This is a genomic window from Hydrogenophaga sp. (genome assembly GCF_030651625.1).
In the GTDB taxonomy this organism is placed as follows: Bacteria; Pseudomonadota; Gammaproteobacteria; order Burkholderiales; family Burkholderiaceae_C; genus Hydrogenophaga.
Map to the genome: position 1 here is coordinate 239,197 of NZ_JAUSCF010000022.1, position 25,112 is coordinate 264,308.

Genomic DNA, 25,112 nt, shown 5'->3' on the forward strand with positions numbered 1-25,112 from the left:
TTGAGGGGATGACGCGCCGCTGGCGCGGCGCGGGAGTGGGCTCAGATCTTCCCGACCAGATCCAGCGAAGGGGTCAGGGTCTTCTCGCCCTCGTTCCACTTGGCAGGACAGACCTGACCTGGGTTCTTGGCCACGTACTGGGCAGCCTTGAGCTTGCGCAGGGTTTCCTTGACATCGCGGGCGATGGCGTTGTCGTGAACTTCCATCGTCTTGATTTCGCCGTCCGGATTGATGATGAAGGTACCGCGCAGGGCGAGACCTTCTTCTTCGATGTGCACGCCAAAACCACGGGTCAGCTGGTGGGTGGGGTCACCGATCAGAGGGAAGTTGGCCTTGCCAACGGCGGGAGAAGTCTCGTGCCAGACCTTGTGCGAGAAATGGGTGTCGGTGGTCACGATGTAGACCTCGGCGCCCACTTTCTGGAATTCAGCATAGTTGTCAGCTGCATCTTCCACCTCGGTCGGGCAGTTGAAGGTGAAGGCGGCTGGCATGAAGATCAGGACAGACCATTTGCCCTGCAGGTCCTTTTCGGTCACTTCGATGAATTTGCCTTGCTTGAAAGCCTGGGCCTTGAATGGCTGAACCTTGGTGTTGATCAGAGACATGGGATTTCCTTGGTGGGGGTTTGAAAAAACAGGATGCTTCGCCGAATGCGACCATTGAATAATAGTCGATAACTATTGCTTTTAACTATTGATAGATGCTATGACAGACATAGATTTTGTTGCCATGCAACATGGTTTTTGCATCGTAGTGGTTAACCCCCATGCGTGGCAAGTCATGCATGCGGGTGAGCCGTCAGACCCGTGTGCTGCTGGGTAGTGCGCTACAAAATATTTCTTCTACTGTATGCGAGTCATTCTCATTTGCAATACAATTCATTTTCCAGCCAGCCAAGAGGTGCCAGATGTTGCGCCGCAGCCAGCCGAAAACCCATCGACTGTGAACCGCGCATCCATGCCTTCAAACCCCACCATTGCTGTCACCCGCCCCCACTTTGTCCTCCACAACAAAGCAACAGGTGGCATGCAGCCATTCGCATCCTCAGCGGCCCTGCTGCCCCTGGGCGCCATGCTGCTCGCCACAACCATGGGGGCGATGGCCCAGAACGCCCCCGCCCCAGAAGCGAAAACCCTTTCAACCGTGGTCGTGCGAGAAAAGGCCGAATCCCCCGCAGCAAAGAACAGCGTGCAAGCCACCGACACACAGATCGGCAAAGGCACGCAGGCGCTGCGAGATATTCCGCAATCTGTCACGGTGATGACGGAGCGCCTGATCGACGACCGCAACCTCGACGATTTCCGCGAAGTGCTGCGCACCACCGCCGGCGTGACGTTCCAGGCCGGTGAAACCGGCGAAGAAGACGTTCGACTGCGTGGTTTCTCGCTCGGCCAGGCCGGCGACATCTACACCGACGGCATTCGGGACGGCGCACTCTACGAGCGTGACACCTTCAACAAGGACCGCATCGAAGTGCTCAAGGGATCGGCCTCCATGCTCTTCGGCAAGGGCTCCACCGGCGGCGTGGTGAACCAGGTCAGCAAGTTTCCGTTCCTGCTGGACCAGCACGAAGCCAACTACACCATCGGCACCGGCAACGAACACCGCCTGACCGGCGACTTCAACTTCCGCCTTTCCGAAGACTCCGCATTCCGGCTCAATGCCATGGTGCACGACGCCGAAAACGACGGCGCCGAAGTCAAGAAACGTGGCGTGGCACACACCTACCGCTGGGGCATCGGCACGCGCAACGAATTCTCCGTCGGCCTCTACCACCTGGAGGTGGAAGGCCGCCCCAACTTCAACCACCCCTGGTTCCTGGAAAACGGTGTCATCCAGCCCACACTGCCTGCCAGCGCCTACCACGGCCTGGCCAGCGACCACCAGGACACCTCGGCCACCTACGCCACCTTCACGCACAAGCACCGCTTCAGCCACGAAAGCGAGCTCTCCACGCGCGTGCGTCACGGTCGTTTTGAGCGTGATCTCTGGGCCAGCGTGATCCGCTTCGGCCAGACCAACGGCAGCGCCACCACGGCCGCCACCCTGAATCCGAACACGCCCATCACGCGCACCCCCAAAGGCCGCATCGGCATCAGCGAGGCCACACAGATCCAGAGCGACTACACCAACCGCGTTGACTGGCTGGGCAAGAAACACAACCTGATCGCGGGTGTGGACGTGTCAGTGGAAGATGCCCGCCGTGCAAACAACTTCGCAGGGACGCCCAGCGGGCTGGAAAGCACGGTGGGCACACCGAACAACGGCGACGCTCGGCCTGACACACGCGGTCCCGCGCCGTTCAACACCTTCGAAACCCGCAACATGGGCATCTATGTTCAGGACACCATCGAGCTCAACAGCGTCTGGAAACTGATCGCAGGCTTGCGCCACGACCGATTCGAAGCTTCGTACGACACCCTGCCCACCTCCGGCCAAAACGGTGCGGTCACACCCGGCACCAGCTTCGAGCGTTCGGATTCGCTCTGGAGCCCTCGCGTGGGCGCGATCTACCAGCCAACCGACACCCAGTCCTACTACGTCTCGCTGGGCACTTCGTACAACACGTCGGGCGACACTTACCAGTTCACGCCCGGGAACCCCAATGGTCGCGACGCCAACACGCCAGCGGAAAAAAGCCGCAACCTGGAAGTGGGCGGCAAGTTCGAACTGTTCGACAAGCGCGCATCACTGGGTGTGGCCCTGTTCCGCTCTGAAAAGTACAACGAACGCAATACAGATCCCGACACGGCGGCGGAGCAGAACCTGCTGTCCGGCAAGCGCCACGCCAGTGGCATGGAGTTCAACCTCGCAGGGCGCATCACGCCCAAATGGGAAATCTTCTACAACCACACCTGGATCCCGGATGCCCGTATCGACGCAAGCAATGTGCCTGCGTTCACGGTCAACCAACAAGGCCAGGTGAATGCCAACACGACTCAGCGAAAAGGCGATCGCCCAGGGCTCACGCCCAAGCACAGTGCCAGTCTCTGGACCACTTATCAGGTGCTGCCGAATCTGCGCGTGGGTGGCGGACTGAACCACCGAGGCAAGCAACACCCCGAAGGGCGTCGCGATCTGGTGGCAAAGAGCTTCACCACCGTGGACGCCATGGTGGAGTACAGCCTCACCGAAGCCTCCTCGCTCAAGCTCAATGTCAGCAATCTGACCGACAAGCTCTATGCGGACTCTCTGTACCGCGGCTTTTACGCGCCAGGCGCGCCTCGCACGGTTCAACTGACGCTCAAGACCTTGTTCTGAAGAAAAACAGCCCGCCTGCCATGCTGCTGCACCTCAAACACATCTTCTCCTCCAAGGAAATCGGCATCGCACGTGCGCTGCTGAACGACGACGCGCCGTGGCTGGACGGACGCAGCAGCGCAGGCGGGCAGGCAGTGATCCAGAAGCAGAATCACCAGCTGTCGCAGGACAGCGATCACGCCAGGCAACTCCAGACCATGGTGCTGTCCGCCGTGCAGCGCGACCCGCTCTTTTTTTCTGCCACGCTCCCCAAGAAGATTTTCAATCCGCTGTTCAACCGCTACGGTGGCCACGCCAACCACTACGGTGCTCATGTGGACGGCGCAGTACTTCGTTCGAACGCCACACAGCAATGGGTGCGCAGCGATATTTCCTGCACCCTCTTCCTCTCTGAACCGGATGAATACGAAGGCGGCGAACTGGTCGTTCATGACACGTTCGGTCAGCAACGCGTGAAGCTCGCAGCCGGCGACCTGATCGTCTACCCGGGCACCAGCGTTCACCAGGTGGATGCCGTCACAAAAGGCCAGCGAATTGCCAGCTTTTTCTGGATCGAAAGCATGGTGCGCAGCGACGAGCAGCGTCGACTGCTGTTTGACCTTGACATGAATCTGTTGAAGCTGCGAGAGCGCCAAGGCGAAACGGCCGAAACCACTGCGCTGACCGGCTGCTACCACAACCTCTTGCGAATGTGGGCAGACACTTGACCGCTGTATCCGCACCCTCCTCCACCGTCCCGGACCGCTTCCAGCTACCAGAGGGCGTTTGCAGTCTCGCAGATCACGAGAAGCACGCCCAGGGCCTGATGGATGCGGCCACCTGGGCTTACTTCAACGGCGGTGCCGCTGACGAGATCACACTCCGCGCCAACGTCGCTGCCTGGCAGCAAATCCCCCTTTACCCACGCGTGTTGCGACCCATGCATGAAGCACACACGCGGGTCACCCTGTTGGGACGGACATGGTCCCACCCCGTTCTTGTCGCACCGATGGCATACCAATGTCTGGCGCATCCCCACGGCGAGCAGGCCACGGCACTGGCTGCGGCCGCGATGGGAGCAGGCATGGTGCTCAGCACGCAGTCAAGCACCTCAATGGAAGACGTTGCCCGGCTGACCCTGGCCGACAATGGCCGGGGGCCCTTGTGGTTTCAACTCTATCTGCAAGGCGATCGGGCACTCACTTGCGAACTGGTGCGCCGGGCCGAGGATGCAGGCTACGAAGCGCTTGTGGTCACGGTGGATGCACCCGTGCAGGGCGCCAGAAACCGTGAGCGCCGAGCAGGCTTTCAACTACCCAGCCATGTGAGAGCTGTGCATCTCGATGGCCATGAACCACCTTCCCCAGCAGCTCTCCTGCCCGGCCAGAGCGCCCTGTTTGACGCCCACCTGAAACACACGCCGACCTGGAACGACATCGAATGGCTGCGCTGCGTCACGCGCTTGCCCATTGTGCTCAAAGGCATCGGCCATCCGGACGATGCACTCCAGGCGCACAGGTCCGGCGCTGCGGGGGTGATCGTTTCCAATCATGGCGGCCGCGTACTCGACACCACACCACCTTCGGCAGCCTTGTTGCCCGCTGTGGCCCAGGCCCTTCAAGGCGACTTGCCCGTTCTGGTCGACGGCGGCATCCGCCGAGGCACCGATATTCTGAAGGCCTTGGGACTGGGCGCCTGCGCGGTAATGGTGGGACGCCCGGTTCTGCACGGGCTGGCCAATGCCGGGGCCGTGGGTGTTGCTCATGTGTTGCGACTTCTGCGCGACGAGCTGGAAATGACAATGGCACTCACCGGCTGCACCTCGTTGTCGTCAGCGCACGAATCTCTCGTCGTCCCATCTGTGCACATTGGGCAAACCTGAAAGCAGAAGTCTCGAATTTTGCGGGTCTATAAATCTAATGTTAATGCGACTCATTATCGTTTATAGTTTTTTCTGAAATATCTTCGAACATTGCACCTGAAAGGAACCACCATGATCACGGGAGTCACAATGTTGGGCCTCTGCCTGGTCGCCGTGCTTGCCGCCATCTGGTGGGTGTTTCGTTGCTGAAAGAACGCTTCGCCAGAGTGCCACCTGCCCGAGCCGCCCATACATGAACGCCGCCCGCTCGGCATCCGTACTGCCACTTCCTTCCATGCCCTTCGCCTCCCACATCACCAAACGCATGAGCATCGTCGGCACAGTGGTCGGACTGCATGTGCTGGGTCTTTGGGCCATGCAAAGTGGATTGCTTTCCCGGGCCGTGGAATTGGTGATACCTGTGCAAGTCATCGCAGACATCATCGAGGCCCCACAGCCCGAGATCACACCAGCGCCTCCTTCGCCCGTGCCCACGCCGCAACCTGTGATCAACAAGCCTCGTCCGGTGGTCAGGCCCCCTCCGCCGCGTGTGCCCCAGCCCATGGTCGAGCCCCTGCCGCGAACCGATGCGGCGGCTGCGATCACTGCGCCTGTGCTCATGCCTGAAATCTCGCAGGCACCCGCCTCTGAGTCGTCGCCTGCCCAAGCCGTGGTCAAAGCCGAGCCCGCGGCTGCACGCATTGAGCTTCCTTCAAGTGATGCCGACTACCTGAGCAATCCAGCGCCGGCATACCCCGCCCTTTCAAGGCGCCTCGGTGAACAAGGTAAGGTGGTCGTACGGGTATTCATCGAGGCCAGTGGCTCTGCCACGCGGGCCGAAATCGGCAGTTCCAGTGGCTACGAACGCCTCGATCAGACCGCCCTTCAGACGGTGCAGAGGTGGCGTTATGTTCCAGGCAAACGCAATGGCGTACCCGAGGCCATGTGGTTCAACGTGCCCATCACTTTTGTTCTTGAATAACCGTCTTTGAGGAGTTTTGCGCAATGGATTCACACTTCGCGTCCACCGGACTGGTACACGTCTGGCAGCAAGGCGATTGGGTCACCCGATCGGTTGCCCTCGTGCTGCTGGTCATGTCACTCGCCACCTGGATCATCATCTTCTGGAAAGCATTGGACCAGCGCGCTCAACGGGCCCAGGCCAAAGGCATTGAAGGCTTCTGGCACAGCGCGGATTTTGCCGAGGGCCTTGACAAGCTGGGCCCGACGGAAGGCAACCCGTTCCGGGCGGTGGCATTGGAGGGTCGGGAAGCCACCCGCCACATTCTTCACAAGGATGGGCGCAGCGGAACCCAGTTGCATGACACGCTGGACGTGAGCGACTGGGTCGAACGCTCACTGCGCAAGAGCGTTGACGACTTTCAGGCCCGCGCACAAGGGGGATTATCGGTGCTCGCCTCGGTGGCTTCCACAGCGCCTTTTGTGGGACTCTTCGGCACGGTCTGGGGCATCTACCACGCCTTGATCGGTATCGGTGCTGCCGGCCAGGTGAGCATCGATCAGGTCGCTGGCCCCATTGGTGAGGCACTGATCATGACGGCACTGGGTCTGGTGGTGGCCATACCTGCCGTGCTGGGGTACAACGCCCTGCTGCGCGGCAACAAGGGCGTGATTCACCAGCTCAACCGATTCGCACACGATTTGCACGCCTACTTTGTGACGGGCGCGCGCGTCACGGCGGGTGGCGACGGAAAAGTGCTTCCCATGAAGAAAGCCTGAGACCCATCAAGGAAAGCAGATCATGGCCATAGGAACCCAGGAAGACAGCGACACCATGATGGGCGAGATCAACATGATCCCGTTCATTGACGTGATGCTGGTGCTTTTGATCATCTTCATCATCACCGTCCCGGTGATCAAACACGCGGTCAACATCGAGCTGCCACGCGCCAGCAACGAAAAGGTAGTCGACAAGACAGAGAACATTCGCCTCGCCGTGAATGCAGACGGGATCTACTTCTGGAACGACTCACGCATCGACGACGCGGAATTCGAGGCGCGACTGGTGGTCGCTGCCAGTCAGGAACCGCAGCCGGAGCTGCACATCCGCGGCGACAAGGCGGTCCGCTACGAACGCGTAGCGCAGGTGATGGCCGCCGCGCAGCGGGCCGGTGTTCGCAAGATTGGATTCATCACCGAGCCAGCAGCGCAGTGATTGCACCTCAGCCTAAAGGGACATTGCCATGAAAACAGCACACCCAGCCGATGACGACGGCCTGAAAATCCCCACTTGGGCGCGCGACTTGTCGGCCAGAGCGCCATCGGAGATTGCCCAGCCGTTGCCCAGCGCAACGCTGCTGCGTGGGCAGAAGGCGGTTGCCATTGAACACAACGGTGCGCTGTACCGCCTGCAAAGCACACGGGCGGGCAAGCTTATCTTGACCAAGTAATTGGTCATCTGCTGGAAACCTCATCCTGTTCATCGTGGGGCGACTCGGGGAACTCAACCACCCCGACGTCGTTTTTCGCCAGCCAGGGAAGCCTTCAAAGGCATCCGTTAGCCAGGCATTTTTTGGCCCCCCTGGATTCACAGACCAATCGCAGCGATCCCAGCGCGCGCAATCTGCGCATCTTCGGTCGATTTCACACCGCTTACCCCGACCGCTCCGATGGTCTGCCCGTCTTTTGTGATCGGCACCCCGCCTTCCAGCATGCCCGACACCGCCGGGGCGCTGAGAAACGACACGCGACCCTGGTTGATCACGTCCTCATAAACCTTGCTCTCGCGACGACCCAGTGCCGCAGTGTGGGCCTTTGCAGGGGCAATGTGGGCAGAAATGGCCGGAGCGCCATCGAGACGCTGCAACCACAGCATGTGCCCGCCATCGTCAACAATCGCGATCGTCACCGCCCAGTTGTTGTGCAAGGCCTCCGCTTCGGCTGCAGCAGCAATCGCTTTGACATCGACGAGTTCGAGCACGGCTTTGGTTTTCATGAACTTTTCCTTTGTGAGGCTGTCTGAGAACGGGCGGCAAAAATGGATGGGGCAGTCAGTTGACCCGACCATCAGGCGCCCGACGGCATAGGCGAAGCATACCCAATGGGGTCTTGATGCCAGAAGTCACGGGTTGATTCACAGCCGTCTACAATGAAGTTTCGACAATGTCGCGTCCCGTACGCGGTCTTGCCCATCCGAGTCAGATATTGAAGGAGTCCACCACCATGTCCGACCACATCCAAACCAGCGGTCGTTTCGGCACCGCCGTCTCGTCCTCTGTCGAGCGCAACAAGGTCATGCGCAACACCTACTGGCTGCTTGCCTTGTCCATGGTGCCCACCGTGCTGGGCGCCTGGATCGGCGTTCAGACCGGCATCACGGCGGGTCTCACGGGCGGCCTGGGTCTGATTGTGTTCCTTGGCGGCGCCTTTGGTTTCATGTTCGCCATCGAGAAGACAAAAAACTCTGCAGCGGGCGTGCCGGTTTTGCTGGCATTCACCTTCTTCATGGGCCTCATGCTGTCGCGTCTGCTGGGGGCGGTGCTGGGCTTCAGCAATGGTTCCAGCCTGATCATGACCGCTTTTGGCGGTACCGCTGCCGTCTTCTTCGTGATGGCCAATCTGTCCACCATCATCAAGCGCGACCTCTCCGGCATGGGCAAGTGGCTTTTCGCAGGCGCACTGGCCATCATGGCCGGCGCCATCATCAACGTGTTCGTTGGCAGCACAGCCGGCATGGCCGCTATTGCAACCCTGGCGATCCTGGTGTTCAGCATGTATCTGCTGTATGACCTCAAGCGCATCGTGGACGGTGGGGAAACCAACTACATCACGGCCACGCTGGGCCTGTACCTGAGCGTCTTCAACATCTTCCAGAGCCTGCTGGCGCTGCTGGGCATTTTTGGCGGTGATCGGGACTGACCCGCTCGCTCAGCCTGATCTTCCAGGCACTTCAGAAAAGGACCTTCGGGTCCTTTTCTTTTTTTGTGCCTTCTGGTTCATCACCGATGCAATAGACCTTCAAGTTGCGGCGTGGAATGCCGAAAGAACTACCAACAAGCCAACCCACACCATGCGACACACCGTCTTCACCATCTGTCTGGTCAGCGCAGCGAGCCTGCTCGCTGGCTGCGAGGCCTTGGGGATCGAAACCGCCACCCAGATTGCAGCCAAGAAAGAGGCCGAGGCCAAGGCCATTGGCAGTGCCTGTCGCCATGCTGTTCGCAGCATCGAGGACTGCTTTGGCAGCTACCCCCGGGCCGGCAAGGCGGCCGTGTTTGCAGGTTGGCGCGAAATGGACGAATACATGCGCGAGAACGCCATTGTTGGTATGCCTGCAGAAGGCTCGACAGGTCGCTCAGACTCGGCAGACACCCGTGAGTCCGGGGCATCCGGTCCAGCCAAGAGCAGTTCGCAAAGCTCATGAGCTTCTTGCGTCATTGATGCAATCGACGCAGCAAGGCCGGACGGGAACTCAAGCGTCCCTTTCGAAAACGGCCATGCTCTCCACGTGAGCCGTGTGCGAGAACATGTTGACAACCCCCGCAAACGTGCACCGATAACCTGCCTGGTGAACAAGCAGGCCGGCATCGCGTGCCAGGGTGGCCGGGTTGCAGCTCACGTAAACAATACGCCGGGGCGCTGTCCACTTGCCGCGCAAGCCTGGTTGCTGATGCAGGTCTGCCAGCGCCTTCGCCAAAGCAAATGCACCCTCGCGCGGTGGGTCAACCAACCACTTGTCTGCCACGCCATCATTCACCAGCATATCGGTCGTCATCTCGAACAAGTTTCGCGCCACAAAGGCCGTCTGGCTCAGTGGTGCTGTGCGGTCGTTCTGATTGAGCTGTAAGTTCTCACGTGACCGGGCAACCAGCGTTTCGCTGCCCTCGATGCCCAGCACCTCGCCCGCCAGCGTGGCGATCGGCAAAGTGAAATTACCCAGGCCACAGAACCAGTCGATCACCCGCTCGTTCTTCTGGGGATCCAGCAGTCTGATCGCCCGCGAAACCAGCACACGGTTCACGTACGGATTCACCTGTGTGAAGTCGGTCGGTTTGAATGGCATGGTGATGCCAAATTCCGGCAGGCAGTAGGAGAGCGTTGGCCCACCCTCCTCCAGCCGCTTCACGGTATCAGGTCCCTTGGACTGCAGCCACCACTGCACGCCATGCTGAACGCCGAACGCCCGCAAGCGAGCTACGTCATCCACCGAGAGAGGCTCCAGATGCCGAAGGACCAGCGCCGTCACGTCGTCTCCGCTGGCGAGTTCGATCTGGGGGCAGGTTTCGCGTGCGTCCATGCCGAAAATCAACTCCCGCAACGGCAGCAACATCGCACTGACGTGGGGAGGCAAGACGGGACAGATGGCCATGTCGGCCACATAGCGGCTCTTGCGCTCGTGGAATCCGATCAGCACCACGCCTTTCTTGTGCACGTGGCGCACTGAAAGCCGGGCGCGGTAGCGGTAGCCCCAGGAAGGTCCCTCGATCGGGCGCAACAGGGTTTCGGCCTTCACTTTTCCAAGATGCCAGAGGTTGTCTTCCAGCACGCGCTGCTTGATCGCCACCTGGGCAGATGGGTGCAGGTGCTGCATCTTGCAGCCCCCGCAGGCGCCCGCATGCAGGCCGAAGTGGGGACAGCCCGGCCGAACCCGCTGAGAAGACTCACGGTGAATGGCGGTGACGACGCCCGCCTCCCAGTTGTTCTTCTTGCGGTGCACGCTGGTGCTGACCACTTCAAAGGGCAACGCTCCTTCAATGAAGACGACCTTGCCATCCGGTCGACGGGCAATGCCTTGGGCATCGATGTCAAGGGATTCCACCGCCAGCCAGCCGTCAGGCAAGGAGGCTTCAGAAGCGGAGGGCGCGTCGTCGCGCGCGGTGGTGAGCAGGCTGTTTTCGTGAGCGAGGGGTGCAGTCATCCCGCGATTGTCTCAGGACGCGAAAGGCGGTCCGGACAGCAACACTGCCCTGAGTGGACGCAGGCAACCATTACGTAGCCAGGGACTGTCCCTGGACAGCCCGGAAGCATCGTCTCCGTCCGGCTGCGGCCTGCAAGACATGCCGAAGTCGACCCGGGGTGGTGTCTCAGCCCCAGGCCCTGAGGTATTCGTCCCAATGGCTCTCGGTTGGTGTGAGATGGCCAAGGGTCTCCTTGACGTAGGTCATCTCCTTTTCATACTCGGCTTCGGTGAAGCCACCGCGCATCTTCTGGAAGCGGCAATACACCAGATAGGTGTTCATCACGTCGGTTTCACAGTAGCGCCTGATGTCCTCCAACTGGCCACCAAGGTACTGTGCATAGACCTGCGAGCCGTCCATGCCCAGCTTGCCCGGAAAGCCACAGAGTTTGGCCAATGCGTCCAGCGGCGCATTGTTCTTGGGCGAATACATGGCCAGCAGATCCATCAGATCGAGGTGGCGCATGTGATAGCGACTGATGTAGTTGTTCCACTTGAACTCGCGGTCGTCTTCGCCCAGGTCCCAGTACTTGCCGGCCTCCACGCCATGACGCAGACCCCGATAGTGCAGCACCGGCAGATCAAAGCCACTGCCATTCCAGCTCACGAGTTGGGGTGTGTGCTTCTCGATGGCATTGAAGAAGGTCTGAACCACCTTGCCTTCACTCTGGCCGTCGCGGTCCACAAACGAGTGGATGCGCAACCCCTCGGAGTTGCGAAACACCACGCTGATGACCAGTATCCGCTGCAAATGCAAGGGCATGAAATCGCTCTGCCCTTTTTCCTTTCGCCCGGCCTGCCAAGCGGCATACACCTCGGCATCGGGTACTTCGGGCGGTGCGGCATGCAAGGCGCGAAGTCCATCGACATCGGGAATGGTCTCGATGTCGAAAACCATGACGGGCCAGGTCATGGTTTTCTGTGCCTTCGACAAGAAAGCGCCAGGCTCAGCGCCGCGGCAGGTGGTTGAGCGGATCCACCGGTTTGCCCTGCCGGCGGACCTCAAAGTGAAGCTTCACGCGATCGGTGTCGCTGCTCCCCATCTCGGCGATCTTCTGCCCCTGACGAACAGCCTGGTCCTCGCGCACCATCAAGGCTTGGTTGTGCGCGTATGCGGTGAGGTAGGTGTTGTTGTGTTTCAGGATGACCAGATTGCCGTAGCCGCGCAAGCCTGCCCCTGCGTAGACCACGCGACCATCTGCCGCTGCCACAACGGGGTCGCCGACGCGTCCGGCGATGGAAACGCCCTTGTTCTTGGCTTCATCAAAGCCGGCGATCACCGAACCTTGGGCGGGCCATACAAAATTCAGCTCGTCGGCACCAACAGATTCTGGACTGGCCGCCATGGATGACGGGGCTGGCGAGGTGGTGGCTGGTGCGGCTGGGGCCAGAGGCACCGGTTCGGTCGAAGAAAGCGGACGCGACATCACACCTGAAGGGGCCACGGGGGTGGCCGACGCCGTGCCGGGTGCACCTGCCGGAGGGCTCACAGCGGCCACCGCAGCTGGCGCAGCGCCAGGTGGCTGCACGCGCAAGACCTGTCCCACTTCCAGAATATTCGGATTGGTCAGGTTGTTCCAGGCCTGCACGTCGCGCCAGCTTTGACCGCTGTCCAGGGCGATGCGAAACAAGGTGTCACCCGGTTTGACGGTATAGAAGCCGGCTTTGCCAGCATTCTCAGCACCCGGCAGTGGCTTGGCGTCTGTCACAACACCCGTGGTGCGATCTTCTACCGGTGCAGGTGCTGCTGCACGGCGGGTGGCACAACCCGCAGTCAGCAGCATCACAGCCATGAGGCCCACCACCGCAGCACCCTGCCATGAGGACCGCCCGGGATGGACCGCTGGGTCCGACACAAGGAAATCGCGATTGATCATGAAAGCTCCCACCAATTGCACCTTTATGCGCGAGCACGGCCTGACGAGGCGATGCTCAAATAAATGTTCGATCACCGATGAAGCCCAGGGTTTCACCCGATACCGGATTTTAGTGGCACGAAGTGCACCGCTTCCAACTCGGTCCTGACCACACCTCTGGCGGTCTTGTCAATCACCACCAGATTCTGCTTCCCCGCAGACGTTACCGTCGGCGCCACGAGCCGCCCACCCACGGCCAGTTGCTCAATCCAGGCCTGGGGAATGTCGTTTCCCCCCGCCGCAGCGATGATGGCTGCATAGGGCGCGCCCTTGGCATACCCTAACATGCCATCCCCCATCAAAAGATGAAGATTGGACAGGCGAAACGCGCGAAGGTTCGCGCGGGCTCGCTCATGCAATCCGCGCAATCGCTCCATGCTGTAGACCTCGATCGACACCGAGCTCAGGACAGCAGCCTGGTAACCGCATCCGGTGCCGATCTCAAGGACACGCCCCAGTTTTTCACTCCGGTCATGGCACAGCAGTTCGATCATGCGCGCCACCACACTGGGTTTGGAGATGGTCTGGCCCAGGCCAATGGGCAAGCTGGTGTCTTCGTATGCTTGATTGGCCAGTGCCGAATCCACAAACCGGTGTCGTTCCACCGAACGCATGGCAGCAAGCACCGCCTCGTGCCGAAGGCCCTGCGCCTCCAGCTTGCGGACCATGGCAAAACGAGCCGCCTGCCACTCTGATCCAGTGGCGCTTCGGTCTGGACGAGTCAGTACCCCCCCCAGCTGGACTGCAGCCATCGCATTGGGTTTGCCCGTCGCTGGAATGCGAAGGCTCTGACTGGCCGCTCTGATGACACTGCGGCCTTGAGGTGCCGGCGATGCGCTCGTCAGCTTGACCGGGAACGAAGGTCGTGGCCTCGCTTCTGCGCCGGGAATGGAGGGCTTCGCCAACTTCCCGGCAGCTTCCCGCTTCAAAACGAGTCCCCCTGATCTGTCGCCGCATGCGCTTCTGAGGCCTGTGACCTTGCCAATGGCGACACCTGGGAAAGCTGGGCTGCCGCTGGTGCCCAATACGGCAGTCTGTCGTGATCGGTCAAGTCCACCTGCAAGGGTGTGATCGTGGCGTAACCTTGCGCCGTGGCATGGAAGTCGGTTCCTTCGGCATCGTCTTTTGCTGGCCCCGCATTGCCAATCCAGTACATGGTGTCTCCTCTTGGATTGGTCTGGGAAATCACCTGCTCAGCCGCGTGGCGCCTTCCAAGGCGCGCCACCTTGAATCCCCTGATTTCCGACAACGGCCGGTTGGGGATGTTGACATTGAGCAACCACGGGGCTGCCCGCTGTGCCGCTTCGACCAACGAAGGCAGCAACTGAGCCACCAGCTGGCTGGCCTTGCTGGCCGCCGCATCCAGGTGGGTCCACCCCTTTTCGGTCTGTGAAAACGCGATGGCGGGAATGCCAAAAAGGTACCCCTCCATGGCAGCACCAACGGTGCCCGAATAAATTGTGTCGTCGCCCATGTTGGCCCCGTTGTTGATGCCGGATACCACCAGATCCGGGCGGTAGCCCAGCAAGCCGGTCAGGGCGATGTGCACACAGTCGGCCGGCGTGCCATTGACGTAGCGGAAGCCATTGGGAGCCGTGTGCACATATAGCGGCGAATGCAGGGTCAAAGCATTGGATTTGGCACTGTTGTTGTGCTCCGGCGCCACTACCTCGACCTCGACCTCGGCCAGTCCTTTGAGCGCTTCGTACAGGGACACGATGCCCGGCGCCTGGTAACCATCGTCGTTGGAGATGAGGATTTTCATTGACCAGATTCTAGGTGAATGGCCGCCCTGTTCGGCTTCGGCTCTTGGCGGCAAAAGGGTCGCGCGGGGGACAAACGGTGGGCCTACCCTGTTGTTTTCGGTGGCACTCTGTCCCTATCATGATCGGCTTTGATCCTGGTCCTGAAGAATGGGTGCATCAAAGCTTGAGCGTGCGAGCTCGCCCCCCATGGAGGCGCTCACACCCTTGCAGCTTGTCATGACATCGAGTTGCGCGCCCACATGCAGTGCCCCCCAACATAGGAATCCCCATGCAAGCCTGGCTTTGCGAGAACCCGGTGGGCGTCGACGCCCTGGTCTGGAAAGAATTGCCGACCCCGGTGCCACAAAAAGGCGAAGTGTTGATCGAGATCCAGGCAGCGAGCCTGAATTTTCCCGATCTCCTGATCGTGCAGAACAAATACCAGATGAAGCCGGCCCTGCCCTTCGTGCCGGGGTCTGAGTACGCCGGGGTGGTACAGGCACTGGGTGAAGGCGTCACCCATCTCCAAGTGGGCCAGGCCGTGGCATGCCTGAGCGGCACGGGCGGCTTCGGCACCCACACGCTGGCAGCTGCCGCGCTTTGTATCCCACTGCCCCCTGGCTTCCCTCCTGTGGACGCTGCGGCATTCATCATGATCTACGCCACGTCGTGGCATGCGCTGATGGACAGAGCTGCTCTGAAGGCCGGCGAAACCGTGCTCATTCTGGGAGCGGCCGGAGGTGTTGGTACCGCAGCGATCCAGATCGCCAAAGCCGCCGGCGCGCGCGTGATTGCCGCTGCATCCACTGAAGAAAAATGCGAACTGTGCAAGCAACTGGGTGCCGACGCAACCATCAACTACAGCGAACACACGCCTGCCAAGGGCCTGCGCGAGGCGATCAAGCAACTGACGGATGGCAAGGGTCCGGACGTGATCTACGACCCTGTGGGCGGGGAATTCGCCGAGCCGGCCTTCCGGTCCATCGCCTGGAGAGGCCGCTACCTGGTGGTTGGCTTTGCCAGTGGCCCGATTCCTTCATTGCCATTGAACCTGACCCTGCTCAAGGGCGCGAGCATTGTGGGTGTGTTCTGGGGTGACTTTGCCCGCCGCGAACCCAAGGCCAATGCCGAGATGATGCAAAGATTGGCCGGCATGTACGCCAATGGCCAGATCAAGCCTGTGATCGACCAGACCCTTCCCATGAGCGAGTTGCACAAAGCCTACGAGATCATGGGCTCGCGATCGGTGAAGGGCAAGCTGGTGCTCGTGAACTGAGCAGTCATCGAACCATGATGGTTCGATGGCCCGCATCCCGTTGGTTGCGCTTCCGTTTCTGCCGCGATTCAATCCTGCAGAAGAAACGCGATGCGCGGCGCTATCGCAAGTTGAAGCTGCCACCCAGCAGCCCGACCAAACCGATGACGATGAGGTAAATGGCGACGATGTAATTCAGCATGCGCGGCATGATCAGGATCAGGATGCCGGCGATCAAAGAAATCAGGGGGCCAATGCTCAAATTCAGGTTCATGGGTTCTCCGTCAAAGGGGCTGTAGCGAGTGCTGCCGGTGTTCCGGCACCAAGCGAAAGAAGTGCATTCTGAACCGGTTCTGCAATCTGTCTGTGCGCTATCTAACGCTCGGCCAGACAAAAGGTCCGCGCTTCCAGAAAACCGGTCACTGTTCAAGGCCGCCCCTGGTGCCACGCCTTTCGCGGCGTACGTGAATTTCATGTTCTTGGCTCAATCGAACCTTTGATCGATTGCTCAGGCAAAAAAGCCTGGCGATCCCGCCAGGCTATTTCTTGATCGATGGGGTGGCTGATGGGGCTCGAACCCAGTCCACGTAAGCTGTTGATTTAACGAGACTAATTTGAACAAGCGAAAAATTGTGCCTACAAGTTCGTGACACTTGCTCGTGACACCGTAGTCGTCGACACAATTCACCGGACTTTACTGGACAAACAAACCGCCCTCCCCCAACTACACAAAATCTACAGCAGCACTCGCAGTCCAAGTCGGGCGCCTGGACTCCAGCCATTGGATTGCGTCTGCCAGCCGAAAATGGCTGCGCTCACAGAGTTGGTCGTAGTGATCATCTACCTGCACGGCGGTCATGACCGCCGGGAATTGGAGCACCGAGCATGAGCAGCCTGGCGCCCGCTGGCCAGCCGTTTTGCAGCGATTGCTGCCGATGACGGGCGATGTCTCGAACTGGCGTGCTGATCCCTCTGCAGTCATCCCGCCTACCATCCGCTTCAGGCTCGAACGTCTGGTGACGAAGGTGGTGCCGACGCTCTACTTGGGCATCGGCGGGCGTGGCGCATTGGCTCCCCTCGCGACGGTGGCAGCAGGACAAAGAGATGTGTCTGGGGACTACCTCAGGTATTCCCATTGGGCCGCAGACAGGACGTGCAAAGTCAATATGGACGGAGCGGCGGCGGCGCCCGTCCATCCATCCGTCAGCGAACCAGTTTGCTGGACCCCCATTGTTTGAGTTGCCGTTGGTCGTGCGCGCGCTCCCCTTCGAATGAGTCCTCCGGAAGTTGCTTGAGGCATTCTTCCAAGGCCAGAGAATCCAACTCTTCGGTGGGTGCTTGCACTTTCGGTACCGCAGGCAATCTGCCGTCAAACACGAACGGGTTGCTGAACCCGGGGCGATCAGGCTCGCAGTCGTATTTGTAGATCGGGGCGTCATCTTGGGCGAACGGTTGAAACGAGATCGTCTTCTCGAAAATCAGGGGCTTGCCGTTGGGTGTCGGTGGCAACGGCGGCATGCTCTCCACAGCCTTGCGCGCCAGCGCTTCCGCCTTGGCCGAGGTGGTCCAGAGCGTCTCCAGTTGCACCAGCGCGCCATTGGGCGCAATTTCAATTCTGAAACGGACGACGCCCTGGTCCGGTCCTTCGATCGCTGTGCCCATCATGCTTCGCACTTGCTGCCCCCAGGTGTACCTGTAGCGTTTGCTGTTTTTCAGTGAGTAGCCGGCCGCGAGCCCCCATTCCTCGGCCGAGGGAGCGGGCGGAGCTTCCATGAATGCCGGTGCACGCTCACTCGGCAAAGCCAGGTCTGTTGTTGCTGGCGGCGACTTTGCAACGGGTGCGGACGTTGGTGCCGGATCAAGCGTCGGCTTGGTGGCAGGGGGACGCTGTACAGGACCGGCCTTCTCTTGAGTCGTTGGCATGACCTCCAGAAACAAGACCCTTTCTCTGGGTGCCTGGGCCTTGAATTCTGTATTGGTCTGAAACGGATAGAGACCGGCAACCAACAACGCCAGGACATGCAGAGTGACCGATAGAGATGCGGCGAACAGGTACCTGCGTCCAGTAGATTTCATTCAGTGGGGGGCCGCCGGAGCCCAAGAGAAGGTTGGAGCGTTGAACAACAAAACCAACCATGCGAATGTACGGATATTTGTACCGTGAAATCTCAACTCTTCTTCCCGGCGCGTGAACTGGCGGCCATTCCGCCAGTGGCTTTCCATTCGTTGTAGCCACCGTGCAGCAAGCGCACGTTCTCGAACCCGTCCAGGCGCAGCGCCACGGCAACCATCCCCGCGAAGGAGCTGGTGTTGCAGTAGACGAGGATGGTCTTGTCCTTGGGCAACTTGGCACGTTGCGCGAAGACCTGGCGCCACTCGATGTTGACCGCACCCAGGATGTGTTCCTTGGAGAACTGAGCGGCGTCGCGTACGTCGAGCACGTACAGTTTTTTATAGTCCTCGGGCGCCAGTTGCTCGGCCATGATGGTGCCTCCGTTGGCATCGGCGAAGTCGAAGTAGCCCTCAAGGGCACTGACAGTGGCTTTGTCGGCTTGGGCCTGTGCCGCGAAGGGCAGGCAGGCAGCCGCGGTGAAGGCGAGGATGATGGTTGTTCTACGTGGGTACACGGTTGTCTCCATGGATTAATAAAACTCAGGTGGCGGGATTGAGCCTGGGGTGGGTTTCCTCACCCCAGCGAAACAGCACGGCGCCAGACACCAGCATGGCGACCGCGACAAACCAGAATGCGCTCTCGATCCGGCCGCCCCAGGCGGCGGCTGCACCCAGGCCGAGCGCGCCAATACCGTAGCCCAGGTCGCGCCAGAAGCGGTAGATCCCGATGGCCGAGGCGCGCCAGTTGGGGTGAGCGATGTCGGCGACTGCGGCACTCAGGTTCGGATACAGCATGGCCATGCCAAGGCCGGCGATGGCGGCCGATGTGCTCCACCACAGCGAGCCGGTGCCCAGTGGCATCAATGCCACGCCTGCACCACATATCCACATGCCCCACGCGTTGAGAAGGTGCCTCCCGACGCGGTCGGATAGCCGACCGGTGAAGAACTGCGCCGCACCCCAGGTGAAGCCGTAAACGCCGACGATCCAGCCGATGCCCGGCAGACTCACGCCCTGTTGGTGCAGGTAGACCGGCCAGAACGCCCACACCAACGCATCGACGAACTTCTCGACCAGGCCCGCCTGGCAAATGGCTGCCATGCGTCGGTCTCGCCAACTCATGAGGGCGAATATTTCGGACGTTGAAGGGCGTTCGCTGACCGACTGGGGATAGCGCGGTCGGAAAGCCAACGCACCCTGGACGGCGTGGCGCTTCACCTCGTCGTGTGCCCACGGCAGGGTTTCTTCAACCGAGAGCCAGGCCAGCACAGCGGCCAGCCCGATGACGACCATGCCGAACCAGAGCAGTCCTTCTCGCGCGCCGAGCATCGAGGCCAGGTAGCCCGTGACCACGCCCGCGATGGCGACGCCGACATAGCCAGAAAACTCGTTCAGACCAATGACGAGGCCGCGCTGGTCGGCCCGGGTGAAGTCCAGCTTGGCCGTCTGCGTCATGGACCATGTCAGCCCTTGATTGATGCCCAGTAGCACCGTGGCAAACACGACCCACGACCAGCTCGGAGCGAAGTAGATGAGTCCCGGAATGGGCAACGCGACCAGCCAACCGAGCAGCAGAACACGCTTGCGTCCCCACTGTTCTGCCATGCGCCCTGCGACGAAATTCATCGCCCCTTTGACGAACCCGAACGCGACGACGAAGGCCACCAGCAGCATGAACGAGCCGCGTGGCACGCCGAACTCGGTCTCAGCGAGCGCCGGTACCACGTTGCGCATCATCCCGATGGTCATCCCCACGAGCAGCACCTGCAGCAGCTGCTGCAGGAACTGACCCAGGTTGGCGCGGATGCCGAAGTGCATCGGGGTTTCAGGCAGCGGTCGCTGCCGACACCGTGCCCCGCAGGTTGGCGGCGACGATCAGAGCCATGTCGGCGGGCTGGGGAGGTATGTCTGCTGTCAGCGCCGCTACGAAGTCTGAGCGACTCATCGACAGCATGGGGTTGAACCGCTTCTCGAAGCCGATGGTCGACGCAGGCTTGCCAGACAACCCCGCCCCACAGGCGCTGCCGGCCTGGTGGCCCGGATAGATCTCCAGTTCCGCCGGCAGCGTGAGCAGTTTGGACTGCAACGTATCGTACAGCTGGGCCGCCATCTCGTGCTCGCGTCCGGCGAGGTCGGGCCTGCCGACGGCACCAACGAAAAGCGTGTCGCCGGTGATGACAAACCAGGGTTCATCGCCGCGGCGCAGGTCGCGCACAACCAGGCAAATGCTGTCGGGCGTGTGCCCTGGCGTGTGCACGACATCCACGACCACATTGCCCGCCTCCAGCCGCTGGCCATCACGAAGCGGCAGGAACTCAAAATCCACGCGCCCCTGGTTGCTTTCATGCAGGCAGTAGGCAGAACCTGTTCGACGTGCCAGCTCGGGGCCGCCTGAATAGTGGTCCGCATGCACATGCGTGTCGATCACATGGGCGATCTGCACACCCGCCTTCTCGGCCTCCTCGATGAACCAGTCTTCATCGCCTGCGACGACATCGACTGCAACGGCCTTTTGCAGGCCAGCGCAACCAAAGAAATAGGAAAGCGTGGCGTTGGCCGCTGGATGTTGGCGAAAGAACATGGTTGTCTCCTGAGTCAGAACACCAGCGCCTTGTCGGCCCAGGCGGTCCACTGGGTGAGTTCATCGAGCGTGCTGCGGTGCGCACCGGGGATGAGGTCCTCGGCCGCCATGCCTCGGGCGTCCATGCAGGTGCCACAGACGCCGATGCCACCTCCGTGGCGGACCAGGGAGCCCAGCATCACCTCAAGGTTGTAGAAACCGGTGGGCACCCTCTGCTTGTTGTGCGCTGCTGCGGCAGCATCGCCGATGAGGAAAACCCTGACCTCGTGCTCCTCCTGTGACGACAGGGCGCCGGCGAGGCGGGCGCCGTTGTAGGTGCGCTCACTCCCGTAGGGTGCATCGTTCAAGATCAGAAGCGTTTTCATGTTGACCTCGGTTCAATCTGCAACGGGCAGTCCGCGGGCGCGCCACTCGGCCACACCGTCCGTCAGGTGGAAGGCCTGATACCCCTTCTTTCGAAGCAACTCGACCGCGTCCTTGGCCATGAGGCAGAAGGGACCCCGGCAATACGCAACGACCGGAATGTTCTTGGGCAACTCGGCGATGCGCTTCTTCAGTTCATCAACGGGCAGCGAGCGGGCATGAGGAAGGTGTGCCGCCGCGTATTCATCCTCAGGTCGCACGTCCAGAACCAGAACCTCTCCGGCTGCCGCCCGACGCAGGATGTCGGCTCGACTCACGCCTTGCAGTTCATCGCCGTGCTCGACGATGGAAGTGAGTGCCATTTGCAACTCGACCAGGCGTTCCTCGGCCTCTGAACGCAGGTTGACCCAAAGGTCGGCCACGCTGGTGCTGGCCAGCCGGTACAGAACATATTTGCCATCCTTGCGCGTATCGACCAAGCGCGCGAGGCGCAACTCCTTCAAGTGAGCGCTGGTGAGCTTGACGCTGATCTCTGCCTGCGCTGCCAGCATCTCTACGGTCTTCTCGCCTTGGCACAGCAGCTCGATCAGCTCCAGACGCTTCGGGCTGGCGACCGCTTTGCCAATGCGGGCGACCTGCTCATAAAGTTGGTTCTTGAGTTCTCTCATGCGAACATTCTAGCGTTTGTTAGACTGTTTGGGCAATGACAGTCGCTTCGGCTCGGTACCTGTCCATGAGCCTTGGAGACGAATGCAGGTAGATGCGGTACGGCGGAAACAATGGTCTGTCGACAGCAGATGGTCTCCCTGGGAAGGCGAGGCCCCGAAAACAACGCACTCTGGCGTATGGACTGATGCCTCTTTCTGGAATGCCATCAGCGAGTCAATCTGGTTCTGGAGCAGTGGCTGCACGCAACATTCAGAAACGACAAAGCCCGGTCGAAACCGGGCTAAGTGCTTGAATCATATGGGGTGGCTGATGGGGCTCGAACCCACGACAACAGGAATCACAATCCTAAAAAATAAGCATTCGCCTGCGTTGAATCTAGTAGATACAATCAATACAAATCAACGACTTACGGTTATTTCGCTGGATGCGTGAACAGTTACCGCGTTGATGGATATTCGGCAATATTCGATGAATTTGCCTACAGATTGCCTACAGATTCAAAAAGGCCACCGTGGCAGCAACAAAGAACCGGGTTCGTTTGACCGCTGGCCGTGTCGAGTCGTTCACCTGTCCGCCCGGCAAATCACAGGCGTTTCTGTGGGACACAGAAGCCCCGACCCTGGCCCTGCGAGCCACACCCACCGGACGCAAAACCTACGTTTTCGAGTCGCGCCTTAACGGGGCTTCGCTGCGCATCAACATCGGCACGCTGGCCGCTACCCTGGAGCAAGCTCGCACCAAAGCCACAGCGCTGGCCGTCATGGTGGATTCAGGCATCGACCCGCGCGAAGTGGAGCGCCAACAACAGGCAGACAAAGCCGCCCAAGCCGTTGCCGCCGATGCGCGCGCCCTTGCCGCTCAACAAGAGGCCGTGACCGTGGGCGAAGTGTGGGCCGCTTACCTGACCGAGCGCCGCCCTTTCTGGGGTGAGCTGCACTACCGCGACCATCTGGACAAAGCCAAAGCCGGTGGCGAACCTTCAAAGCGCCGAGGGGCAGACAAGGACGCCAAAACCCAGCCTGGCCCGCTGGCCGCTTTAATGCCGTTGCCGCTGAAAGACCTTGACCAAGCCACGATAGAGCGCTGGGCAGCCACCGAGGGCAAAACCCGACCATCATCTGCCCGGCTGGCATGGCGACTGTTGACGGTGTTTCTGACGTGGTGCGGTGAACAGCCCCAGTACGCCCGAATCCTGCCTGCGAAGAACCCGGCGAAGACGAAGAAAGCACGTGAGGCGCTGGGAAGGCCCGGCGTGAAGTCTGACGTACTGACCCGCGAACAACTGCCCGCATGGTTTGCCCAGGTACGCCAGATTCAGAACCCCTGCATTGCCGCTGCCCTGCAGGTGATGCTGCTGACAGGCGCGCGGCCCGGTGAAGTCATGGGCCTTCGCTGGGAAGACCTGAACACGCAATGGAAGGGAATCTCCTTCCGCGACAAGGTGGAAGGCACCCGTGAGATTCCGCTGACTCCCTATGTCGCATCCCTGCTGGCCGCCCTGCCCCGCCGCAATGAATGGGTGTTCTCAAGCGCTTACGCCCTGGACATGAGCGCCCACAACATTAAGCGCCGCGCCGTGAAGGCAGCCAACAAGGGCACAGACGCACCAGAGGGCGACGTAAAGAACCGCAGCGCGGAAGGCAGGCTCACCGAGCCCAACACACCGCACACACGAGCATGCATGGCCGCCGGGCTGGAGGGGCTTACCTTGCATGGCCTGCGCCGTTCATTCAAGAGCCTGACTGAGTGGCTGGAAGTGCCCGTGGGGGTGGTGGCGCAGATCCAAGGCCACAAGCCCAGCGCGACCGCTGAAAAACATTACACCGTCCGCCCGCTTGACCTGTTGCGCCTACATCATGAGCGCATAGAGGCGTGGGTTCTGCAACAGGCTGGCGTGCAGTTCGACCCGAAGGCAGAGCCGGGCAAGCTGCGAGCTGTGATGTAACTTATAATTCACAAAGCCAATGTTTGAAGTTCAGACCTACCTGAGCCCCAATGGGCAAGACCCCTATGCGCGGTGGCTTGCTGCGCTGGCGGACAGGCAAGCCAGAGCCCGTGTGCTGGTTCGCGTCAACCGGATGGCCGCTGGAAACTTCGGGGACTGCAAACCCATTGGCGAAGGCGTTTGGGAACTGCGCATTGATTGGGGGCCGGGCTACCGTGTGTATTACGCCCAGGCGGGAAAGCGGCTTGTGTTGCTGCTGGCCGGTGGCGATAAGCGCACCCAGCAAGCCGATGTCGCCGCAGCCCTTGCGAATTGGAACGACTGGAAACAGCGAAGGAGACCGACATGACCGCAAACAAGCTACCCACAAGCCGCCCGCATGATGCCGCCGTGGTGGAGATGCTGCGAGCAGATCCCGACTTTGCCAATGAGTATCTGGCCGCCGCCCTTGAGGAGGCCGACGAACCCGGTGGGCAGGCTGCACTGTTGGCGGCCCTGCGCCACGTTGCCGAAGCGCAAGGCATGGCCGCAGTGGCAGAGCGCGCGGGCATTCCGCGTGAAAGCCTTTACCGTGCCCTGAGTCCCAAGGGGAATCCCACCATCAAAACCCTGCTCGCTGTGCTGGGTGCTGCTGGCTTGCACCTAGCCGTGGCACGACACGACAGCGCCCATACCTGACGATGGCAAGGCAGTGATGAAGGAGCTTGCGCCATGACTGAGCAAAAACGATTCGCCAGCGTGTGGTCTGCCATCGAAGACACACCGCAGGAAGCGGCCAGCATGCGCGCCCGCTCGGACCTGATGATGAATCTGGCCGAAGTCATCCGTAAGCAAGGCATGACGCAGGCCCAGGCTGCAGCAGTGTTCGGTGTGACTCAGCCGCGCATATCGGACCTGAGACGGGGCGCGGTCAATCTGTTCTCGCTCAGCATGTTGCTTGATATGGCCTCGTTGGCCGAACGTGCAGGCATTTCGCGCGAGAGTGATTTTTTTTGATGCCTGGATCCGCAAGGGTTGGCGCATATCGTCGTGTCGTTTCTCACGACCTCGGCACCATTTTGCGCACGCGTGGTGGTAGCCCTAGCAGCGGGTCAGAAGCACGTGTTAACTTGCGGCGCTCGAAGGAGTGAAATCAAATGAAACTGCTGACCTTGTTTCTTGTTCTGTCGCTGACGGGGTGTGCCAACAGTGGGGCGCTCTCAATCGGAAAGGATACCTACATGACAACAGTGCGAGTGGCGTGGAGCGGTATCACGGGCGCAAAAACTGAAGCGCTTGCAACGGCCAGTGCTGACTGCGAATCGAAGGGTAAGGCGATGCTTCTCGGTGACCTAAGGAGCAGTGAATGCATGCTTCGAGGTGGATGCGCGGAAGCGCAGATTGTCTATTCATGTTTGGACAAAAATGACCCAAGATACAAGGAGCCTCACATGCAGAAGGGGCCAAGTGCAGTGATTCAAATTCAAGGCCCTTCGTATTGACTCCATCTGTGGATATATATGCCTAAA

Annotated in this window: 29 protein-coding genes; 15 read left to right on the forward strand and 14 right to left on the reverse strand. The window is 60.5% G+C overall.

The window, feature by feature from the left end:
* Positions 1 to 41: 41 nt before the first annotated feature.
* Complete coding sequence (gene ahpC / locus Q7V46_RS08995) at positions 42 to 605, reverse strand: alkyl hydroperoxide reductase subunit C (RefSeq protein WP_304913189.1); 564 nt, start codon at positions 603 to 605, stop codon at positions 42 to 44.
* Between the two features lie 421 nt (positions 606 to 1,026).
* Between ahpC and Q7V46_RS09000 the strand changes: the two genes are divergently transcribed.
* The 7 genes from Q7V46_RS09000 (at position 1,027) to hemP (ending at position 7,512) form a co-directional block, all read left to right on the forward strand.
* Entirely contained in the window at positions 1,027 to 3,261 is a 2,235-nt protein-coding gene (locus tag Q7V46_RS09000) for a TonB-dependent siderophore receptor (RefSeq protein WP_304913190.1), read from the forward strand.
* A gap of 20 nt (positions 3,262 to 3,281) precedes the next feature.
* Entirely contained in the window at positions 3,282 to 3,968 is a 687-nt protein-coding gene (locus Q7V46_RS09005; RefSeq protein WP_304913191.1) for a Fe2+-dependent dioxygenase, read from the forward strand.
* Positions 3,965 to 5,122, forward strand: a complete 1,158-nt coding sequence (locus Q7V46_RS09010; protein ID WP_304913192.1) for an alpha-hydroxy acid oxidase — start codon at positions 3,965 to 3,967, stop codon at positions 5,120 to 5,122. Before Q7V46_RS09005 ends, Q7V46_RS09010 begins: the two co-directional genes overlap by 4 nt.
* 232 nt (positions 5,123 to 5,354) lie before the next feature.
* Entirely contained in the window at positions 5,355 to 6,083 is a 729-nt protein-coding gene (locus Q7V46_RS09015) for an energy transducer TonB (protein ID WP_304913193.1), read from the forward strand.
* Positions 6,084 to 6,106: 23 nt separating this feature from the next.
* On the forward strand, positions 6,107 to 6,841 hold the full coding sequence (locus Q7V46_RS09020; RefSeq protein WP_304913194.1) for a MotA/TolQ/ExbB proton channel family protein: 735 nt from the start codon (positions 6,107 to 6,109) through the stop codon (positions 6,839 to 6,841).
* A gap of 22 nt (positions 6,842 to 6,863) precedes the next feature.
* Positions 6,864 to 7,277 (forward strand): biopolymer transporter ExbD, encoded by a 414-nt coding sequence (locus Q7V46_RS09025; RefSeq protein ID WP_304913195.1) that lies wholly within the window; start codon positions 6,864 to 6,866, stop codon positions 7,275 to 7,277.
* Between the two features lie 28 nt (positions 7,278 to 7,305).
* Positions 7,306 to 7,512: a hemin uptake protein HemP gene (hemP, locus tag Q7V46_RS09030; RefSeq protein ID WP_304913196.1), complete on the forward strand. Its 207-nt coding sequence runs from the start codon at positions 7,306 to 7,308 to the stop codon at positions 7,510 to 7,512.
* A 137-nt stretch (positions 7,513 to 7,649) separates the two neighbouring features.
* Here the strand turns inward: hemP and Q7V46_RS09035 are convergent, their stop codons facing one another.
* Positions 7,650 to 8,057, reverse strand: a complete 408-nt coding sequence (locus Q7V46_RS09035) for a heme-binding protein (protein WP_304913197.1) — start codon at positions 8,055 to 8,057, stop codon at positions 7,650 to 7,652.
* 227 nt (positions 8,058 to 8,284) lie between these two features.
* On the opposite strand from Q7V46_RS09035, the gene Q7V46_RS09040 reads away from it, so the two are divergent.
* Both Q7V46_RS09040 and Q7V46_RS09045 read left to right on the forward strand, forming a co-directional pair.
* Positions 8,285 to 8,980, forward strand: a complete 696-nt coding sequence (locus tag Q7V46_RS09040) for a Bax inhibitor-1/YccA family protein (protein ID WP_304913198.1) — start codon at positions 8,285 to 8,287, stop codon at positions 8,978 to 8,980.
* Positions 8,981 to 9,131: 151 nt separating this feature from the next.
* Entirely contained in the window at positions 9,132 to 9,485 is a 354-nt protein-coding gene (locus Q7V46_RS09045) for a hypothetical protein (protein WP_304913199.1), read from the forward strand.
* 48 nt (positions 9,486 to 9,533) lie between these two features.
* Here Q7V46_RS09045 and rlmD read toward each other — a convergent pair whose 3' ends face one another.
* From rlmD to surE, 5 genes are all read right to left on the reverse strand, one after another.
* Positions 9,534 to 10,979: a 23S rRNA (uracil(1939)-C(5))-methyltransferase RlmD gene (gene rlmD / locus Q7V46_RS09050; RefSeq protein ID WP_304913200.1), complete on the reverse strand. Its 1,446-nt coding sequence runs from the start codon at positions 10,977 to 10,979 to the stop codon at positions 9,534 to 9,536.
* Between the two features lie 166 nt (positions 10,980 to 11,145).
* Entirely contained in the window at positions 11,146 to 11,931 is a 786-nt protein-coding gene (locus Q7V46_RS09055; protein WP_304913201.1) for a 3'-5' exonuclease, read from the reverse strand.
* 34 nt (positions 11,932 to 11,965) lie between these two features.
* Positions 11,966 to 12,895: a peptidoglycan DD-metalloendopeptidase family protein gene (locus tag Q7V46_RS09060; protein ID WP_370690309.1), complete on the reverse strand. Its 930-nt coding sequence runs from the start codon at positions 12,893 to 12,895 to the stop codon at positions 11,966 to 11,968.
* Between the two features lie 92 nt (positions 12,896 to 12,987).
* Positions 12,988 to 13,686, reverse strand: coding sequence for a protein-L-isoaspartate(D-aspartate) O-methyltransferase (locus tag Q7V46_RS09065; RefSeq protein ID WP_304913202.1), 699 nt, complete (start codon positions 13,684 to 13,686; stop codon positions 12,988 to 12,990).
* Positions 13,687 to 13,859: 173 nt separating this feature from the next.
* Positions 13,860 to 14,699: a 5'/3'-nucleotidase SurE gene (surE, locus tag Q7V46_RS09070; protein WP_304913203.1), complete on the reverse strand. Its 840-nt coding sequence runs from the start codon at positions 14,697 to 14,699 to the stop codon at positions 13,860 to 13,862.
* Positions 14,700 to 14,968: 269 nt separating this feature from the next.
* On the opposite strand from surE, the gene Q7V46_RS09075 reads away from it, so the two are divergent.
* Positions 14,969 to 15,955: an NADPH:quinone oxidoreductase family protein gene (locus Q7V46_RS09075; RefSeq protein WP_304913204.1), complete on the forward strand. Its 987-nt coding sequence runs from the start codon at positions 14,969 to 14,971 to the stop codon at positions 15,953 to 15,955.
* A 100-nt stretch (positions 15,956 to 16,055) separates the two neighbouring features.
* Here the strand turns inward: Q7V46_RS09075 and Q7V46_RS09080 are convergent, their stop codons facing one another.
* The 7 genes from Q7V46_RS09080 to Q7V46_RS09110 form a co-directional block, all read right to left on the reverse strand.
* Positions 16,056 to 16,208, reverse strand: a complete 153-nt coding sequence (locus Q7V46_RS09080) for a DUF3096 domain-containing protein (protein WP_304913205.1) — start codon at positions 16,206 to 16,208, stop codon at positions 16,056 to 16,058.
* Positions 16,209 to 17,137: 929 nt separating this feature from the next.
* Positions 17,138 to 17,872, reverse strand: coding sequence for an energy transducer TonB (locus Q7V46_RS09085; protein ID WP_304913206.1), 735 nt, complete (start codon positions 17,870 to 17,872; stop codon positions 17,138 to 17,140).
* Between the two features lie 230 nt (positions 17,873 to 18,102).
* Positions 18,103 to 18,561, reverse strand: a complete 459-nt coding sequence (locus tag Q7V46_RS09090) for a rhodanese-like domain-containing protein (RefSeq protein WP_304913207.1) — start codon at positions 18,559 to 18,561, stop codon at positions 18,103 to 18,105.
* 25 nt (positions 18,562 to 18,586) lie between these two features.
* On the reverse strand, positions 18,587 to 19,864 hold the full coding sequence (locus Q7V46_RS09095; protein ID WP_304913208.1) for an MFS transporter: 1,278 nt from the start codon (positions 19,862 to 19,864) through the stop codon (positions 18,587 to 18,589).
* Positions 19,865 to 19,871: 7 nt separating this feature from the next.
* Positions 19,872 to 20,627, reverse strand: a complete 756-nt coding sequence (locus Q7V46_RS09100) for an MBL fold metallo-hydrolase (RefSeq protein WP_304913209.1) — start codon at positions 20,625 to 20,627, stop codon at positions 19,872 to 19,874.
* Positions 20,628 to 20,641: 14 nt separating this feature from the next.
* A complete protein-coding gene (locus Q7V46_RS09105) occupies positions 20,642 to 20,992 on the reverse strand; it encodes a DsrE/DsrF/TusD sulfur relay family protein (RefSeq protein WP_304913210.1) in 351 nt (116 codons plus the stop codon).
* A gap of 12 nt (positions 20,993 to 21,004) precedes the next feature.
* Entirely contained in the window at positions 21,005 to 21,658 is a 654-nt protein-coding gene (locus Q7V46_RS09110; protein WP_304913211.1) for a metalloregulator ArsR/SmtB family transcription factor, read from the reverse strand.
* 512 nt (positions 21,659 to 22,170) lie between these two features.
* Between Q7V46_RS09110 and Q7V46_RS09115 the strand changes: the two genes are divergently transcribed.
* From Q7V46_RS09115 to Q7V46_RS09135, 5 genes are all read left to right on the forward strand, one after another.
* On the forward strand, positions 22,171 to 23,604 hold the full coding sequence (locus Q7V46_RS09115) for an integrase family protein (protein ID WP_304913212.1): 1,434 nt from the start codon (positions 22,171 to 22,173) through the stop codon (positions 23,602 to 23,604).
* 19 nt (positions 23,605 to 23,623) lie between these two features.
* Complete coding sequence (locus Q7V46_RS09120) at positions 23,624 to 23,953, forward strand: type II toxin-antitoxin system RelE/ParE family toxin (RefSeq protein WP_304913213.1); 330 nt, start codon at positions 23,624 to 23,626, stop codon at positions 23,951 to 23,953.
* Positions 23,950 to 24,282, forward strand: a complete 333-nt coding sequence (locus Q7V46_RS09125) for an addiction module antidote protein (protein WP_304913214.1) — start codon at positions 23,950 to 23,952, stop codon at positions 24,280 to 24,282. Before Q7V46_RS09120 ends, Q7V46_RS09125 begins: the two co-directional genes overlap by 4 nt.
* Before the next feature lie 33 nt (positions 24,283 to 24,315).
* The gene (locus Q7V46_RS09130; protein ID WP_304913215.1) at positions 24,316 to 24,600 is read left to right on the forward strand and encodes a helix-turn-helix domain-containing protein; all 285 of its coding nucleotides are present in this window, start codon (positions 24,316 to 24,318) and stop codon (positions 24,598 to 24,600) included.
* Positions 24,601 to 24,740: 140 nt separating this feature from the next.
* Entirely contained in the window at positions 24,741 to 25,085 is a 345-nt protein-coding gene (locus tag Q7V46_RS09135) for a hypothetical protein (RefSeq protein ID WP_304913216.1), read from the forward strand.
* Positions 25,086 to 25,112: the final 27 nt, after the last annotated feature.

Excerpts from the sequence above, each read along its gene's own strand:
- hemP (WP_304913196.1), top strand. The coding sequence starts at position 7,306 with ATGAAAACAGCACACCCAGCCGATGACGACGGCCTGAAAATCCCCACT.
- Q7V46_RS09130 (WP_304913215.1), top strand. The coding sequence starts at position 24,316 with ATGACTGAGCAAAAACGATTCGCCAGCGTGTGGTCTGCCATCGAAGAC.
- surE (WP_304913203.1), bottom strand. The coding sequence starts at position 14,699 with ATGAAAATCCTCATCTCCAACGACGATGGTTACCAGGCGCCGGGCATC.
- Q7V46_RS09100 (WP_304913209.1), bottom strand. The coding sequence starts at position 20,627 with ATGTTCTTTCGCCAACATCCAGCGGCCAACGCCACGCTTTCCTATTTC.
- Q7V46_RS09135 (WP_304913216.1), top strand. The coding sequence starts at position 24,741 with ATGAAACTGCTGACCTTGTTTCTTGTTCTGTCGCTGACGGGGTGTGCC.
- ahpC (WP_304913189.1), bottom strand. The coding sequence starts at position 605 with ATGTCTCTGATCAACACCAAGGTTCAGCCATTCAAGGCCCAGGCTTTC.
- Q7V46_RS09075 (WP_304913204.1), top strand. The coding sequence starts at position 14,969 with ATGCAAGCCTGGCTTTGCGAGAACCCGGTGGGCGTCGACGCCCTGGTC.
- Q7V46_RS09125 (WP_304913214.1), top strand. The coding sequence starts at position 23,950 with ATGACCGCAAACAAGCTACCCACAAGCCGCCCGCATGATGCCGCCGTG.
- Q7V46_RS09080 (WP_304913205.1), bottom strand. The coding sequence starts at position 16,208 with ATGAACCTGAATTTGAGCATTGGCCCCCTGATTTCTTTGATCGCCGGC.
- Q7V46_RS09035 (WP_304913197.1), bottom strand. The coding sequence starts at position 8,057 with ATGAAAACCAAAGCCGTGCTCGAACTCGTCGATGTCAAAGCGATTGCT.
- Q7V46_RS09000 (WP_304913190.1), top strand. The coding sequence starts at position 1,027 with ATGCAGCCATTCGCATCCTCAGCGGCCCTGCTGCCCCTGGGCGCCATG.
- Q7V46_RS09065 (WP_304913202.1), bottom strand. The coding sequence starts at position 13,686 with ATGGCTGCAGTCCAGCTGGGGGGGGTACTGACTCGTCCAGACCGAAGC.
- Q7V46_RS09015 (WP_304913193.1), top strand. The coding sequence starts at position 5,355 with ATGAACGCCGCCCGCTCGGCATCCGTACTGCCACTTCCTTCCATGCCC.
- Q7V46_RS09020 (WP_304913194.1), top strand. The coding sequence starts at position 6,107 with ATGGATTCACACTTCGCGTCCACCGGACTGGTACACGTCTGGCAGCAA.
- Q7V46_RS09040 (WP_304913198.1), top strand. The coding sequence starts at position 8,285 with ATGTCCGACCACATCCAAACCAGCGGTCGTTTCGGCACCGCCGTCTCG.
- Q7V46_RS09055 (WP_304913201.1), bottom strand. The coding sequence starts at position 11,931 with ATGACCTGGCCCGTCATGGTTTTCGACATCGAGACCATTCCCGATGTC.
- Q7V46_RS09005 (WP_304913191.1), top strand. The coding sequence starts at position 3,282 with ATGCTGCTGCACCTCAAACACATCTTCTCCTCCAAGGAAATCGGCATC.
- Q7V46_RS09060 (WP_370690309.1), bottom strand. The coding sequence starts at position 12,895 with ATGATCAATCGCGATTTCCTTGTGTCGGACCCAGCGGTCCATCCCGGG.
- Q7V46_RS09045 (WP_304913199.1), top strand. The coding sequence starts at position 9,132 with ATGCGACACACCGTCTTCACCATCTGTCTGGTCAGCGCAGCGAGCCTG.
- rlmD (WP_304913200.1), bottom strand. The coding sequence starts at position 10,979 with ATGACTGCACCCCTCGCTCACGAAAACAGCCTGCTCACCACCGCGCGC.
- Q7V46_RS09110 (WP_304913211.1), bottom strand. The coding sequence starts at position 21,658 with ATGAGAGAACTCAAGAACCAACTTTATGAGCAGGTCGCCCGCATTGGC.
- Q7V46_RS09095 (WP_304913208.1), bottom strand. The coding sequence starts at position 19,864 with ATGCACTTCGGCATCCGCGCCAACCTGGGTCAGTTCCTGCAGCAGCTG.
- Q7V46_RS09120 (WP_304913213.1), top strand. The coding sequence starts at position 23,624 with ATGTTTGAAGTTCAGACCTACCTGAGCCCCAATGGGCAAGACCCCTAT.
- Q7V46_RS09025 (WP_304913195.1), top strand. The coding sequence starts at position 6,864 with ATGGCCATAGGAACCCAGGAAGACAGCGACACCATGATGGGCGAGATC.
- Q7V46_RS09105 (WP_304913210.1), bottom strand. The coding sequence starts at position 20,992 with ATGAAAACGCTTCTGATCTTGAACGATGCACCCTACGGGAGTGAGCGC.